Origin of the sequence: Frigoribacterium sp. NBH87, assembly GCF_014217665.1 — a bacterium.
Lineage (GTDB): Bacteria > Actinomycetota > Actinomycetes > Actinomycetales > Microbacteriaceae > Frigoribacterium > Frigoribacterium endophyticum.
The window spans coordinates 1,038,215-1,051,563 of the sequence record NZ_CP043650.1 but is presented as its reverse complement, the minus strand read 5'-3'; the positions used below and the strand labels follow the sequence as shown (position 1 = coordinate 1,051,563).

General features: G+C 73.6%; 15 protein-coding genes. 9 read left to right on the top strand and 6 right to left on the bottom strand.

Annotated elements, in window-relative coordinates; all coding sequences use genetic code 11:
- Positions 1–6: 6 nt before the first annotated feature.
- Together dapC and F1C15_RS04905 are read left to right on the top strand one after the other, a co-directional pair.
- Positions 7–1,107, top strand: coding sequence for a succinyldiaminopimelate transaminase (gene dapC, locus F1C15_RS04910; protein WP_185233313.1), 1,101 nt, complete (start codon positions 7–9; stop codon positions 1,105–1,107).
- Positions 1,108–1,180: 73 nt separating this feature from the next.
- Complete coding sequence (locus tag F1C15_RS04905) at positions 1,181–2,473, top strand: citrate synthase (protein WP_082514531.1); 1,293 nt, start codon at positions 1,181–1,183, stop codon at positions 2,471–2,473.
- Positions 2,474–2,575: 102 nt separating this feature from the next.
- Here the strand turns inward: F1C15_RS04905 and dapD are convergent, their stop codons facing one another.
- Positions 2,576–3,544 (bottom strand): 2,3,4,5-tetrahydropyridine-2,6-dicarboxylate N-succinyltransferase, encoded by a 969-nt coding sequence (dapD, locus tag F1C15_RS04900; RefSeq protein ID WP_185233311.1) that lies wholly within the window; start codon positions 3,542–3,544, stop codon positions 2,576–2,578.
- Positions 3,545–3,593: 49 nt separating this feature from the next.
- Between dapD and dapE the strand changes: the two genes are divergently transcribed.
- The 3 genes from dapE to F1C15_RS04885 all read left to right on the top strand — a co-directional run bounded on the left by dapE (position 3,594) and on the right by F1C15_RS04885 (position 6,191).
- Positions 3,594–4,670 carry a succinyl-diaminopimelate desuccinylase gene (gene dapE / locus F1C15_RS04895; RefSeq protein ID WP_185233309.1) on the top strand — a complete coding sequence of 359 codons (1,077 nt, stop codon included), beginning with the start codon at positions 3,594–3,596 and terminating at the stop codon, positions 4,668–4,670.
- On the top strand, positions 4,655–5,935 hold the full coding sequence (locus tag F1C15_RS04890; RefSeq protein WP_255465490.1) for a hypothetical protein: 1,281 nt from the start codon (positions 4,655–4,657) through the stop codon (positions 5,933–5,935). Before dapE ends, F1C15_RS04890 begins: the two co-directional genes overlap by 16 nt.
- Before the next feature lie 85 nt (positions 5,936–6,020).
- Positions 6,021–6,191: a DUF3117 domain-containing protein gene (locus F1C15_RS04885; protein WP_082514530.1), complete on the top strand. Its 171-nt coding sequence runs from the start codon at positions 6,021–6,023 to the stop codon at positions 6,189–6,191.
- A 205-nt stretch (positions 6,192–6,396) separates the two neighbouring features.
- Here F1C15_RS04885 and F1C15_RS04880 read toward each other — a convergent pair whose 3' ends face one another.
- Positions 6,397–7,023 (bottom strand): O-methyltransferase, encoded by a 627-nt coding sequence (locus tag F1C15_RS04880; RefSeq protein ID WP_056056553.1) that lies wholly within the window; start codon positions 7,021–7,023, stop codon positions 6,397–6,399.
- Positions 7,024–7,093: 70 nt separating this feature from the next.
- Here F1C15_RS04880 and F1C15_RS04875 point away from each other — a divergent pair, with 70 nt between their 5' ends.
- Complete coding sequence (locus F1C15_RS04875; protein WP_185234077.1) at positions 7,094–7,498, top strand: Sec-independent protein translocase TatB; 405 nt, start codon at positions 7,094–7,096, stop codon at positions 7,496–7,498.
- A gap of 13 nt (positions 7,499–7,511) precedes the next feature.
- Here the strand turns inward: F1C15_RS04875 and F1C15_RS04870 are convergent, their stop codons facing one another.
- The gene (locus F1C15_RS04870) at positions 7,512–8,426 is read right to left on the bottom strand and encodes a LysR family transcriptional regulator (protein WP_056056551.1); all 915 of its coding nucleotides are present in this window, start codon (positions 8,424–8,426) and stop codon (positions 7,512–7,514) included.
- Positions 8,427–8,706: 280 nt separating this feature from the next.
- On the opposite strand from F1C15_RS04870, the gene F1C15_RS16120 reads away from it, so the two are divergent.
- The gene (locus F1C15_RS16120; RefSeq protein WP_255354162.1) at positions 8,707–8,829 is read left to right on the top strand and encodes a hypothetical protein; all 123 of its coding nucleotides are present in this window, start codon (positions 8,707–8,709) and stop codon (positions 8,827–8,829) included.
- Positions 8,830–8,985: 156 nt separating this feature from the next.
- Here the strand turns inward: F1C15_RS16120 and F1C15_RS04865 are convergent, their stop codons facing one another.
- Genes F1C15_RS04865 through F1C15_RS04855 form a run of 3 tightly spaced genes read right to left on the bottom strand, consistent with a single transcriptional unit; the run spans position 8,986 to position 11,987 of the window.
- Complete coding sequence (locus F1C15_RS04865; RefSeq protein ID WP_056058867.1) at positions 8,986–10,137, bottom strand: Mrp/NBP35 family ATP-binding protein; 1,152 nt, start codon at positions 10,135–10,137, stop codon at positions 8,986–8,988.
- Positions 10,130–10,681 carry a DUF1003 domain-containing protein gene (locus F1C15_RS04860; RefSeq protein ID WP_185233307.1) on the bottom strand — a complete coding sequence of 184 codons (552 nt, stop codon included), beginning with the start codon at positions 10,679–10,681 and terminating at the stop codon, positions 10,130–10,132. The genes F1C15_RS04865 and F1C15_RS04860 overlap by 8 nt, the downstream gene beginning before the upstream one ends.
- A complete protein-coding gene (locus tag F1C15_RS04855) occupies positions 10,668–11,987 on the bottom strand; it encodes a magnesium transporter MgtE N-terminal domain-containing protein (RefSeq protein WP_056056549.1) in 1,320 nt (439 codons plus the stop codon). The genes F1C15_RS04860 and F1C15_RS04855 overlap by 14 nt, the downstream gene beginning before the upstream one ends.
- Positions 11,988–12,035: 48 nt before the next feature.
- On the opposite strand from F1C15_RS04855, the gene F1C15_RS04850 reads away from it, so the two are divergent.
- Positions 12,036–12,533, top strand: coding sequence for a general stress protein (locus F1C15_RS04850; RefSeq protein WP_056056548.1), 498 nt, complete (start codon positions 12,036–12,038; stop codon positions 12,531–12,533).
- Between the two features lie 153 nt (positions 12,534–12,686).
- A complete protein-coding gene (locus tag F1C15_RS16115; protein WP_056056547.1) occupies positions 12,687–13,316 on the top strand; it encodes a hypothetical protein in 630 nt (209 codons plus the stop codon).
- Positions 13,317–13,349: the final 33 nt, after the last annotated feature.

The following is a 13,349-nucleotide window of genomic DNA, read 5'->3' as shown; positions in this document are numbered from 1 at the left end:
CCGGCCGTGGCGCTCGACCTGCCCGACTTCCCCTGGGACTCCCTCGCCGCGCACGCCGCGACGGCGCGGGCCCACGAGGGCGGCATCGTCGACCTCTCCGTCGGCTCGCCGGTCGACCCGACCCCCGAGGTCGTGAGGGAGGCGCTGGTCGCCGCCACCGACGCGCACGCGTACCCGCAGGTGGCCGGCACCCCCGCCCTGCGCGCCGCCATCGCGGAGTGGTACGAGCGTCGCCGCGGCGTGCCCGGCCTCACCGACGCCGAGGTGCTGCCGACCATCGGCTCGAAGGAGCTCATCGCGGGCCTCGCCCTGTGGCTGGGCCTCGGCCGCGGCGACACGATCGTGCACCCGCGGGCCGCCTACCCGACCTACGCCCTCGGCGCCGCGCTCGTCGGCGCCGACGTGCTCGCCTCCGACGACCCGGGCGAGTGGCCCGGGTCGACGCGGCTCGTCTGGCTGAACAGCCCCGGCAACCCCGACGGCGCCGTGCTCGACGTCGAGCAGCTCCGCGCCGCGGTCGAGCGCGCCCGTGAGCTCGGCGCCGTGATCGCCGGCGACGAGTGCTACGCCGAGCTGGGCTGGGAGGGCGAGTGGGCCGACCGCCCCACGCCGAGCATCCTCGACCCCCGCGTCGTCGGCGACGACCGCGAGGGCGTCCTCAGCGTCTACAGCCTCAGCAAGCAGTCGAACCTCGCCGGGTACCGCGCCGGGTTCGTGGCCGGCGACGCCGCCGTCGTGCAGCAGCTGCTCTCCGTGCGCAAGCACGCCGGGCTGATGCCGCCGGCCCCCGTGCAGGAGGCCATGCGCGCCGCGCTCGGCGACGAGGCCCACGTCGCGGCACAGAAGGAGCTCTACCGCTCCCGCCGCGACCGGCTCGCCCCCGCGCTCCGGGCGGCCGGCTTCCGCATCGACCGCAGCGAGGCGGGCCTCTACCTCTGGGCCACCCGCGACGAGCCGGCGGAGGCCAGCGTCGCCTGGCTGGCCGAGCGGGGCGTGCTCGCCGCCCCGGGGACGTTCTACGGCGTCGACGGCGGGCGGCACGTGCGCGTGGCCCTGACGACGACCGACGAGCGCATCGACGCCGCGGTCGAGCGCCTCACCGCCTGACGCCCGACGGCCGACGCCCGACAGCTGACGCCGACGACCTGACGCCCGACGGCCCGACCGCTAGGGTGACAGGGTGACTACTGCCAACGACGCCCAGAAGGCCACGCTGCAGTTCCCGGGGGGAACAGCCGAGTTCCCGATCGTGCCGAGCACCGAGGGTGCCTCGTCGATCGACATCTCGACGTTCACCAAGCAGACCGGCTACACGACTCTCGACACGGGCTTCGTGAACACCAGCAACGCCCGCTCGAAGATCACCTACATCGACGGTGACCAGGGCATCCTGCGCTACCGGGGCTACCCGATCGAGCAGGTCGCGGAGCACTCGACCTACCTCGAGACGGCCTGGCTGCTGATCTACGGCGAGCTGCCCACCCCCGACGAGCTGGCCGACTTCGACGCCCGCATCCGCCGCCACACGCTGCTGCACGAAGACCTGCGGCGCTTCTTCGACGCCCTGCCGCACAACGCGCACCCGATGTCGGTGCTCTCGAGCGCCGTGGGCGCCCTCGGCACCTTCTACGAGGGCTCGATGAGCGTGACCGACCCGGTGCAGATCGAGCTGCAGACCGTCCGGCTGCTCGCGAAGCTGCCGGTCATCGCGGCCTACGCGCACAAGAAGAGCCTGGGCCAGGCGTTCCTCTACCCCGACAACTCGCTGAGCTTCGTCGACAACTTCCTCAAGCTCAACTTCGGCACGATGGCCGAGCCGTACCAGGTCAACCCCGTCCTCTCGAAGGCCCTCGAGCGCCTCCTCATCCTCCACGAGGACCACGAGCAGAACGCGTCGACGTCGACCGTCCGCCTCGTCGGCTCGACGCAGGCGAACATGTTCTCGTCGATCTCGGCCGGCATCAGCGCCCTCTACGGGCCGCTGCACGGCGGCGCTAACGAGGCCGTGCTGACGATGCTCGCCGAGATCAAGGCCAGCGGCCAGGGCGTCGAGCGCTTCGTCGAGCGCGTGAAGAACAAGGAGGAGGGCGTCAAGCTGATGGGCTTCGGCCACCGGGTCTACAAGAACTACGACCCGCGCGCCAAGCTCGTGAAGGAGAGCGCCACCGAGGTGCTCGAGGCCCTCGGCGTGAAGGACGACCTGCTCGACATCGCGATGGAGCTCGAGGCGATCGCCCTCGCCGACGACTACTTCGTCGAGCGGAAGCTCTACCCGAACGTCGACTTCTACACCGGGGTCATCTACAAGGCCATGGGCTTCCCGCCCCGCATGTTCACGGTGCTCTTCGCCATCGGTCGCCTGCCGGGCTGGATCGCTCACTGGCGCGAGATGAACGGCGACCCGACGACGAAGATCGGCCGTCCGCAGCAGCTGTACCTGGGCGAGACCCAGCGCGACTGGCCCGCCCGCTAGCCCGCGCCTCCCGCCCGCCCGACGACGGCCGGCCACCTCTCGAGGTGGCCGGCCGTCGTCGCGTCGTCCGGCGGCGCCCCGGTGCCGGGGCGCCGGTCGGCGCTACGCGTGCAGCTGCGAGTTGAGGGTCACGCCGTGGCCCTTGCGCGCCAGCACCTCGACCGCGCCCGTGACCGAGTTGCGGCGGAAGAGCAGCCCGGGGCGGCCCGACAGCTCGACGGCCTTGACCGTCTGCGGGCGGCCGTCCGACGTCGGGGTGCCGCCGACGACGACGACCTTCGTGCCCGCCGTGACGTAGAGGCCCGCCTCGACGACGGTGTCGTCGCCGATGGCGATGCCGATGCCGGCGTTCGCGCCGAGCAGCGCGCGCTGGCCGATGGTGACGCGCTGGGTGCCGCCGCCCGAGAGCGTGCCCATGATGGAGGCGCCGCCTCCGATGTCCGACCCGTCGCCGACGACGACGCCCTGCGAGATGCGGCCCTCGACCATCGAGGCCCCGAGCGTGCCCGCGTTGAAGTTGACGAAGCCCTCGTGCATGACGGTCGTGCCCGGGGCGAGGTGCGCGCCGAGGCGCACGCGCGAGGCGTCGGCGATGCGCACGCGGTCGGGCATCACGTAGTCGAGCATGCGCGGGAACTTGTCGATGCCCGTCGTGACGATGCCGGCCCGCTGCAGCGTCGGCCGCAGGCGCGAGAAGTCGTCGGGGTGCACGGGGCCCGCGTTCGTCCAGACGACGATGGGCAGGTGCGCGAAGAGCCCCTCGAGCGAGATGGTGTTCGGCTCGACGAGCAGGTGGCTGAGCAGGTGGAGGCGGAGGTACGCGTCGGGGGTGGACGCGGGAGGCGCGCTCAGGTCGATCTCGACGGTCGCCGGCACGAGGTCGACGGCCCGGCGGGCGTCCGGCCCGGCGGCGGCCGAGATCTCGGCGGGCACGATCTCGGGGTCGCGGTCGGCGGGGAGGCGCCCGAGCGAGGGGGCGGGGAACCACGTGTCGAGGGTGGTGCCGTCGGACGAGACGGTGGCCAGCCCGTAGCCGTGGGCGTGCGTGGGCGCGGAGGCGTCGTTGGTCATGCACCGATCGTAGGACGAGCCGCAGGGCGGGCCCCGTACACTCGGCGTCATGCCGAAGATCGACCTCAGCGTCTCGCCCGTGGACGTCACCCGTCAGCTCTGCGACATCGAGTCCGTCTCGGGCGACGAGAAGGCCGTCGTCGACGCGATCTGGGCCACCCTCGAGGGGCTCGACCACCTCGAGCTGACCCGCGACGGCGACGCGATCGTCGCCAGGACGACCCTGGGGCGCGAGCACCGGGTCGTGATCGCCGGCCACATCGACACCGTGCCCCTCAACGACAACCTGCCCACGCGCTACGAGACCGACGACGACGGCGTCGAGCACCTCTGGGGCCGCGGCACCGTCGACATGAAGGCCGGCAGCGCCGTGCACCTCCGGCTCGCCGTCGAGCTCACCGAGCCCTCGGTCGACGTGACCTGGGTCTGGTACGACCACGAAGAGGTCTCGGACGCCCTGAACGGCCTCGGCCGGCTGGCCCGACGGCGCCCCGAGCTGCTCGAGGCCGACTTCGCCGTGCTCGGCGAGCCGACCGCGAGCAAGGTCGAGGGCGGCTGCAACGGCAACCTCCGGGCGGAGGTCCGTACCTTCGGGCGGCGGTCGCACAGCGCCCGGTCGTGGGTCGGCTCGAACGCCATCCACGCCGCCGCTCCCGTCCTCGACCTGCTCGCGGCCTACGAGCCGCGCGAGGTCGAGGTCGACGGGCTCGTCTACCGCGAGGGCCTCAACGCCGTCGGCATCACCGGCGGGGTGGCCGGCAACGTCATCCCCGACGAGTGCATGGTGCACGTCAACTACCGCTTCGCGCCGAGCCGCAGCGCCGACGAGGCCGTCGCCCACGTCACCGAGCTCTTCGCCGGGTTCGACGTGACGATCGTCGACCTCGCCCCGGGCGCGCGCCCCGGCCTCGACGCGCCCCTCGCCCAGCAGTTCCTCGCCGCGGTCGGCGGCGAGGCGACGCCGAAGTTCGGCTGGACGGACGTCGCGCGGTTCTCGGCCCTCGGCGTCCCCGCCGTGAACTACGGCCCGGGCGACCCCCTCCTCGCCCACCACGACGACGAGCGCGTGCCCGTCCAGCAGATCCTCGACAACGAGCGCGGACTGCGGGCGTGGCTGACGGCCTGACGACCTCGGGCCGGGCCCACGGCTCGGCCGCGGTGGCCGCCGCGGCCCGTCGCGCGCCCCGCGGTCGCCTCCCCACGACGCCCCGGCAGGTGCTCGTGCGCTGGCGGCTGCTGCCCTGGTGGGCGAAGGTCCTGGTGGTCTTCGCGCTCTCCCGCGTCGTCAGCACGGCGCTGCTGCTCTCGTTCGCGGCCCGCCAGGGCGCCAACGCGTGGACGCTGGCGAGCCCCGACTACGCGAGCTTCGCCTCCATCTGGGACGGCCACTGGTACTACATCATCTCGGCCGTCGGCTACCCGTCGACGGTGCCCGTCACGGCCGACGGCCACGTGGGCGAGAGCGCGTGGGCGTTCATGCCCGTCTACCCGCTGCTCGTGCGGGGGCTCACGGAGCTGACCGGCGCGGGCTTCGCGCCGACGGCCGTCGTGGTCTCGGTGCTCGCCGCGGCCGGCACCGCCCTCCTGCTGCACCGGCTGCTGCGCCACGTCCTGCCCGAGGGCACCGCGCTCTTCGGCGTCGTGCTCTTCTGCGTCGCGCCGCTGTCGCCGTTGCTCCAAGTCGCGTACGCCGAGCCGCTCTTCCTCCTGCTGCTCTGCGCGTCGCTGTTGCTGCTCGTCGAGCGGCGCTACCTCGCGATGCTCCCGGTCGTCGCCGTCCTGTCGTTCACCCGGCCGGGTGCCCTCGCCCTGGCCTTCGCGGTGGGCCTGCACGTCGTGCACCGCTGGTGGGTGCGTCGACGCGAGCCGTTCCCCCGTCGGGAGGCGGTCGAGGCCTCGGTCACGGCCGTCGTCACGGCGCTGCTCGGCGTGGCCTGGCCGGTCGTCGCCGGGCTGGTCACCGGCGTGCCGAACGCCTACGCCGAGACCGAGCTGGCCTGGCGCGCGCCCTACGTCGGCTACGGCCCGCTGGTGCCGTTCGCCCCGTGGATCGAGGGCGCGAACTGGTGGCTGCCGGGCGGTGCGGGGGTGGGCGTGCTGGTGATCTCCGTGGTCGCCCTCGCCGTGCTGCTGCTGAGCCCTGCCGGCCGACGGCTGGGGGTCGACCTGCGCCTCTGGTCGGTGGCCTACGCGCTCTACCTGCTGGCGGTGTTCTTCCCGCAGTCGAGCACGTTCCGCCTGCTGATGCCGCTCTTCCCGCTGGTGGGCGCCCTCGCCCTGCCGCGCTCCCGCACGTACCGGATCGCCCTCGTGGTCGCCTGCGTGGTGGGCCAGTGGGTGTGGCTCGACCTCTGCTGGTGGGTGGACGGGTACGACTGGACGCCGCCGTGATCCGCGCCTCCGGCAGGGCTGTTTAGGTCTGGGCCGCGAAAACACGGATAATGGCAGTTGCATCTTTGCGAAAGGGGACTATCTGATGGCAGCCATGAAGCCGAGGACCGGCGACGGCCCTATGGAAGCTGTGAAAGAGGGCCGTCTCATCATCGTGCGGGTTCCGCTCGAAGGTGGCGGCCGTCTCGTGGTGTCGGTCAACGACGACGAAGCCAAAGAGCTGCACGACGCCCTCGCCAGCGTCGTGGACGCCTAGTCAGCGACGTCCTGCAGCCTGAGGGCTGCGCCGCGTACGACGCCCCGGTGGTCACCCGACCACCGGGGCGTCGTCGTGCGCCCGGGCCCCGGCAGCCCTCTCGCCCCTGACCCGGCTCCCGGCGGTCGGGCGACGCGCAGGGTGAAGCCGTCGGCGGTGCCGCCGACCCCGGGAGGCGCGGGCCGGGTCGACGACGCGGGTCGCGTCAGCGCTTGACGAGCTGCAGCAGGCCGTCGCCCGCGGTCGACAGCGAGCTGATGACCGCGGGGGAGGTGGAGACCTCGGTGAGCAGCGTGCGGAAGCCCGTGGTCACGGGGTCGCGCCGTGCCGGGTTCGCCACGGCGCCGTGCCAGAGCGCGTGCGCCACGAGCACGAGGCCGCCGGGCCGGGCGAGCCGGAGGCCGTGCTCGACGTTCTCGATGACGGCCGCGGGGTCGGCGTCGACGAAGACGATGTCGTACGAGTTCTCGTTCATCCGGGGCAGCACGTCGGCCGTCCGCCCCGTGATCAGGCGGAACCGCGCCGCGGGCACGCCGGCGGAGAGGTAGGCGTCGCGGGCGGCCTGCTGGTGGTCGACCTCGCGGTCGATGGACGTCAGGGTCGCGCGCGGGGCGCCCTCGAGCAGCCAGAGGCCGCTGACGCCGACGCCGGTGCCGATCTCGATGATGCTCGTCGCCGACGAGCTCGCGGCGGCGACGGCGAGCTGCGCGCCGACGGCTGGGGAGACGGGCTCGACCCCGAGCTCGAGGGAGTGCTGTCGTGCGGCGGCGACGGGGTCGCTCTCGGAGACGAGCTCCTCCGCGAACTTCCAGCTCGACTCGATCTGCGACACACCGCCTCCTTCGACTGACGAGTCTAGGGGCTGGCCCTCGGGGCGATGACGTTATCGTGCATGCATGTCCATGTTCGGTCTGACCTTCGACAAGCTCCTCGTCATCGGGGTGCTCGCGGTCTTCCTGCTGGGCCCGGAGCGGCTGCCGCACTACGCCTCCAAGCTCGCCCAGCTCGTCCGCACGGTCCGCACCATGGCCGACGGCGCGAAGGACCGCATGCGCAGCGAGATGGGCCCCGAGTTCGACGACGTCGAGTGGCAGAAGCTCGACCCGCGCCAGTACGACCCGCGCCGCATCATCCGCGACGCCCTGCTCGACCCGCCGGCGGGCGGGAGCACGACCAAGCCCGTCTCGGCGGCGATGGCCGGCGCGACCGCGGCGGCGGTGTCGGTGGGCCTGCCCGGCGGCACCCGGGCCCCGGTGGTGCCGCTCGCCGTCGGCGAGGCGCCGCCGTACGACTCCGAGGCCACCTAGGCCCCGGGTGTCGCTAGACGCCGCCGTGCAGCGCCGCGACCCGTGACGCCTCCGCGCGCAGGGCGTCCACGACCCGACGGACGGACGGGCGCTCGGCGCGGTCCCGGCGCATCAGCACCGAGACGTAGCGGACGGCGCGGATGCTCTCCAGGGGCAGCAGGACCATGTCGTCCCGCGCCTCCTTCGCGGTGAACCGGGGCAGGACGGCGATGCCGAGGCCCGCGCCGACCAGGGCCTCGGTCACCTTCGTGTCGCTGAAGCGCTGCGTGACGCGGACGGGGCTGCCCGTGACGCGCTCGATCTCGCGGTAGACCCACTCGAACGGGAAGTCGGTGGGCACGCCGATCCAGGCCTCGCCCTCGAGGTCGCCGGGCGAGAGGGAGGCGCGCTGCGCGAGCCGGTGGTCAGCCGGCAGCGCGATGTCGAGGGGCTCCGTGAGCAGCGGCACCGTCACGAGGCCGCGGCCTCGCCAGGCGCGCCCGTCGGGGGAGTGCGCGACGACGACGTCGTGGTCGGCCGCGAGGTCGGCGAACTCGAGGATGGACGGGTCGTGGTCGGTGGCCACCACGACGAGGCCGGGGGTCTCCGCGACGGTGCGGAGCAGGCCCGGCAGCAGCATCTGGCCCCCCGTGGGGAAGGTCGCGAGGGTGACCTCGCCCTGGGGGGTCGCGACGAAGTCCGTCCAGACCGCCTGGGCCCGTTCGAGGGCGACGGCGACGTCGGTGGCCGTCTGCGCCAGCACCCGGCCGGAGCCGGTCAGCACGACGCCGCGGCCCACCCGCTCGGTCAGGGCGACGCCGGCCTCCTTCTCGAGCACCTTGAGCTGCTGCGAGACGGCCGAGGGGGTGCGGTGGGTCGCCTTGGCGACGGCGGCGATGCTGCCGCGCTCGGCGAGCTCGCGGAGCAGTTCGAGGCGCTTGACGTCCATGTAGCGAGACTACGCTGTTCCGGTAGCAAAGAGTGATTGTGCTTAGGCATCTCCGGGCGCATCATAGAAGAGTCCGGAGCGACCCCATGCGCTCCCCACTCGGTCGACCTGGTCCCGAGTGCCGGCATCGACGCAGGTGGGCCACCCGCTCCCGAGCCGCGCAAGAACGGTCCGGGCCCGTGGGTGTCCAGCCTGCGTCAGCACCCGACGACGGCCCTGCCGTCGTCGGCCCGCACCTCCCCAGAACCGCGCGACGAACCGCGCCGAGAAAGAAGTAGTCATGTTCATCGGAATCATCGTCCTCGCCGCCGCCGCCCTCGTCGGCATCGTCGGGTCGGTCGTCTCGGTCGCCCGCGACGGCTTCCGCGCCATCCCCACCAAGACGTACCAGCGCTGGTCCTAGGCCGCGCCGGGCGCCGACGCGCCGCCCCGAGGGGCTCGTCGACGCCCACCGCCCTGCAGGGGCGCCCCGCACACGAGCGGGGCGCCCCTGTCGTGCGTCCGGGCCCTGCCAACTGGCGCGGGCCCGACACCGTCAGCTGGCGCCGTCCCGGCGTCGTCAGCTGACGCTGAGGCCGAGCTTGCGGCCCGCGAGCCCCCGGCCGCGCACGGCCAGCTGAGCCGCGAGGGCGTCGACGGCCCGTGCCGCGGGGTCACCGGGGCTCGACAGCACCACCGGCCGTCCGTCGTCGCCGCCCTGCCGCAGCTCGAGGCTGAGGGGCACGCTGACGAGCAGCGGCACCTCGGCCTCCTGACCGGCCGACAGGCGCCGGGCCGTCTCCGCGCCGCCGCCCGAGCCGAAGAGCTCGAGCACCGATCCGTCGGGCTGGGGCAGGCCCGCCATGTTCTCGACGACCCCGAGGAGGCGCTGGCCGGTCTGCCGGGCCACGAGGCCGCTGCGCTCGGCGACGTCGGCCGCCGCGGGCTGCGGCGTCGTCACGACGAGCACCTCGGCGTGCGGCAGCAGCTGGCCGACCGAGATGGCGACGTCGCCGGTGCCCGGCGGGAGGTCGAGCAGCAGGACGTCGAGGTCGCCGAAGAAGACGTCGGTGAGGAACTGCTGGATGGTGCGGTGCAGCATCGGCCCGCGCCAGGCGACGGCCGTCGAGGTGTCGTCGACGAACATGCCGATCGAGATCACCTTCACCCCGTGGGCCACGGGCGGCAGGATCATGTCGTCGACGCGCGTGGGCTTCACGGAGGCGCCGTCGGCGTCGACGAGGCCGAGCAGGCCCGGGATGCTGAAGCCGTAGACGTCGGCGTCGACGATGCCGACCGCCAGGCCGCGCGCGGCGAGGGCGACGGCGAGGTTGGCGGTCAGGGTCGACTTGCCGACGCCGCCCTTGCCGCTCGTGACGGCGTAGACGCGCGTGAGGGTCTCGGGGCCGAACTGCATGCCCCTCGCGGCGCGGCCCGCCCGGAGCTTCTCGGTGAGGGCGTGGCGCTCGGTCGCGGTCATCACCGTCACGTCGACCGTCACCGCGGTGACGCCCTCGACGGAGGCGGTCGCCTCGCGGACGTCGCGCTCGATGGTGTCGGCGGCCGGGCAGCCCACGATCGTGAGCTTCACGGAGACCGTCGCCGCGCCTCCCTCGTCGACCACGACGTCGCCGATCATGTCGAGCTCCGTGACGGGGCGACGGATCTCGGGGTCGAGCACCCGGCCGAGCGCGCCGTGCACGCGCTCGACGAGGCCGGCGGCGTCAGCCACGGGCGTCGGCCGCGTGGTCGGCGGCACGGTCGGCCGAGTGCTCGTCGGCGTCGCGACGGTCGAGCTCCTCGAGCAGCGAGCGCAGCTCGGCGCGGATGAAGTCCTTGCTGGCCATGTCGCGGATCGCGATGCGGAGCGCGACCACCTCGCGGGCGAGGTACTCGGTGTCGGCGAGGTTGCGCTCGGCCCGCTGGCGGTCCTGCTCGAACTGCACGCGGTCGCGGTCGTCCTGCCGGTTCTGCGCGAGCAGGATGAGCGGCGCCGCGTACGAGGCCTGCAGCGACAGGATGAGGGTGAGCGCCGTGAAGCCGATCGCGGCGCTGTCGAAGCGCCAGCTCTCGGGGGCCAGCACGTTGTAGCCCATCCACGCTACGCAGAAGAGCGTGAGCGCGATCAGGAACTGCGGCGTGCCCATCGCGCGGGCGATCGCCTCGGTGGCGCGGCCGAACCGGTCGCGGCTGACGCGCTGGCGACCGGGCAGCACCCGGGTGCGGAGGCCCTTGGGGGAGTCGAGGCGGACCGTGCTGCGGTTATCGCGTGCCACCGGGTGTCCTCCTCGTGGTCGTGGTCAGCGGTGCTCGTCGGGCGCGGGGGCGCGACCTGCCCAGGGGCTGGTCGGGATCCTGGCTGCGCCAGTCGTCGGGCAGCACGTGGTCGAGGACGTCGTCGATGGTCACCACCCCGACCAGACGGTGGGCGGCGTCGACGACGGGCACGGAGACGAGGTTGTACGTCGCCATGACGCGCGTCACCTCGAGGGCGGTCGCGTCGACCCTGACGGGCTCGAGCTGCTGGTCGAGCAGCGTGCCGAGCCGTTCGTTCGGCGGGTAGCGGAGCATGCGCTGGAAGTGGACCATGCCGAGGAACCTGCCCGTGGGCGGCTCGTAGGGCGGCAGGGTGACGCAGACGGCCGCGCCGAGCGCGGGGGCGAGCTCGTGGCGGCGGATGAGGGCGAGCCCCTCGGCCACCGTCGCGTCGGCGGAGACGATCACCGGCTCGGTGGTCATCAGGCCGCCGGCCGTGTCGGCGTCGTAGCTCAGCAGCATGCGGACGTCGTCGGCCTCGTCGGGCTCCATCAGCCCGAGCAGGTGCTCCTTGCGCTGCTCGCCGAGCTGCGACATGAGGTCGGCGGCGTCGTCGGGCTGCATGTGGTCGAGCACGCCGGCCGCGCGCTGGTCGTCGAGCTGCGCGAAGATCTCGACCTGCTCGTTCTCGGGCAGCTCCTCCAGCACGTCGGCGAGACGGTCGTCGGAGAGCTCGGAGGCCACCTCGAGGCGCCGCTCGGCCGTGAGGTCGAGCAGGGTGTTGGCGAGGTCGGCGGGCAGCAGGTCGGAGTACGCGGCGATGAGGTGCTCGGCGCTCTGGGCCTCGCCGGTCTCGGCGTCCTCCGACACCTCGTCCCACGCGGCGAAGACGGTGGGGCCCTTGCCGAAGGGCGACGGCGTCGCCTTGGGCTTGCGGAGGAAGAGCTGGCCGATCTCCCAGTCGCCCTCGGAGACCTCGTCGATCGCGACGTCCTCGACGGTGGCGTGGCCGCCGTCGCGGAGCAGGGTGACCTTGCGGCCGAGCATCTCGGCGATGACGCGCGTCTCGCCGCCGCGCTGCTCGAACCGGCGCAGGGTGATCACGCCGTTCGTGATGATCTGGCCCGAGCCGATGCTCGTCACCCGCCCGATGCTGACGAAGACGCGGCGCTTGCCGGGCACCTCGACGATCAGCCCGACGACGCGGGGCGCGCCCGAGCCGCGGTAGACGACGAGCACGTCGCGGACCTTGCCCACCTTGTCGCCGGCGGGGTCGAAGACGGAGCACCCGGCGAGACGGGCGACGAAGACTCTGGTGGCGCTCACCCGTCCACGTTAGCCGCTCGCCGGTCGGGCCCGTGATGTAATCCAGGCATGACGAACCAGAGCCCCCTGGCCCGCCGCTCGGCCGGTCCGCCGACCGTCCCCCGGGGCGACGTGCTCGGCACCTACGACAGCTACCCCGAGGCCCAGGCGGTCGTCGAGAAGCTGTCGCACGCCGAGTTCCCGATCAAGCAGCTCGCGATCATCGGCAACGAGCTCACGACCGTCGAACGGGTGACGGGCCGCATGAGCTACGGCCGCGCCGCGCTCGCCGGCGCGGTGACCGGGCTCTGGCTCGGGGTGTTCTTCGGTCTCGTGATGCTGCTCTTCTCGCCCGAGACGGCGACCGTGACCACCGTCGTGGCCGCCGCCCTGATCGGCGCCGGCTTCGGCATGCTCTACGGCCTCGCCAGCTTCGCGGTGAGCCGTCGGCGCCGCGACTTCACCTCCACCCACCAGGTGCTGGCCCGCAGCTACCAGATCGTCGTCGACCCGGGCGTCAGCCACCGCGCCCGCGAGATCCTCTCCCGGCCCGACGCCGGGCGCTGAGGCGGGCCGGGCCTCCGGGCTCCCGCCCCCGGCGCCGGCATCCTCCTCCGGCCCCCGCGGCTCCGCTCCCGGCGGGGCTCTGTATCCTTGACCCTGCGCCGCGCGGGCACCCGCCCCGGCGCGCCTCTGCACGCCCCCGAGCGAGAGACCGACGTGACGACGACCCGATGGACGCGGTTCCTCCGCGGCTGGCTGACCGCCGGCTTCTCCGTCGTGGTCGCCGCCTTCTCGCACGTCGCCGGCGGCGGCGAACGACCCGGGCTGCTCGGCGTCGTGCTGGCCCTGGCCTTCAGCGTGCCCCTCTGCGTCGCGCTGGCCCGCGGGCGGGTGTCGACCACGCGCCTCCTGCCGGCCGTCGCCCTCAGCCAGCTCGCCTTCCACCTGCTCTTCACCGTCGGCGCCCCGGCGGCGGGCCAGGGGCCGACGGCCTCCGGGGGCCACCACGGCCCGCTCGTGCTCACGGCCGCCGTCGACGGCGCCTCCCGCGTCGCGACGTCGGCCGGCGCCGACCACGTCATGGCGATGTCGTCGTCGACGATGTGGCTCGCGCACGGCCTCGCCGCCCTCCTCACCGTCCTCGGCCTCCGCCACGGGGCCCGGTGCGCGGACCGCCTCGTGCGCCTCGCCGCGCGTCGTCTCACCGTCGTGAGGCTCCTGCTCGCGGGCACGGCCTCCGTGCCGGAGTCGCGGGTCGTGCCGGTCACGGAGGTCGCCACCCGGCGCCCCGCGCCCCTGGTCTTCCTCACCGCGCGTCCCCGCCGCGGTCCGCCCGTCGTCGCCTGAGCCCGCGCTCCCTCGACGCCCGTCGACGGAGCC

Excerpts from the sequence above, each read along its gene's own strand:
- dapD (WP_185233311.1), bottom strand. The coding sequence starts at position 3,544 with ATGACCAACGACGCCTCCGCGCCCACGCACGCCCACGGCTACGGGCTG.
- dapE (WP_185233309.1), top strand. The coding sequence starts at position 3,594 with ATGCCGAAGATCGACCTCAGCGTCTCGCCCGTGGACGTCACCCGTCAG.
- F1C15_RS04885 (WP_082514530.1), top strand. The coding sequence starts at position 6,021 with ATGGCAGCCATGAAGCCGAGGACCGGCGACGGCCCTATGGAAGCTGTG.
- F1C15_RS04875 (WP_185234077.1), top strand. The coding sequence starts at position 7,094 with ATGTTCGGTCTGACCTTCGACAAGCTCCTCGTCATCGGGGTGCTCGCG.
- F1C15_RS04870 (WP_056056551.1), bottom strand. The coding sequence starts at position 8,426 with ATGGACGTCAAGCGCCTCGAACTGCTCCGCGAGCTCGCCGAGCGCGGC.
- F1C15_RS16120 (WP_255354162.1), top strand. The coding sequence starts at position 8,707 with ATGTTCATCGGAATCATCGTCCTCGCCGCCGCCGCCCTCGTCGGCATC.
- F1C15_RS04850 (WP_056056548.1), top strand. The coding sequence starts at position 12,036 with ATGACGAACCAGAGCCCCCTGGCCCGCCGCTCGGCCGGTCCGCCGACC.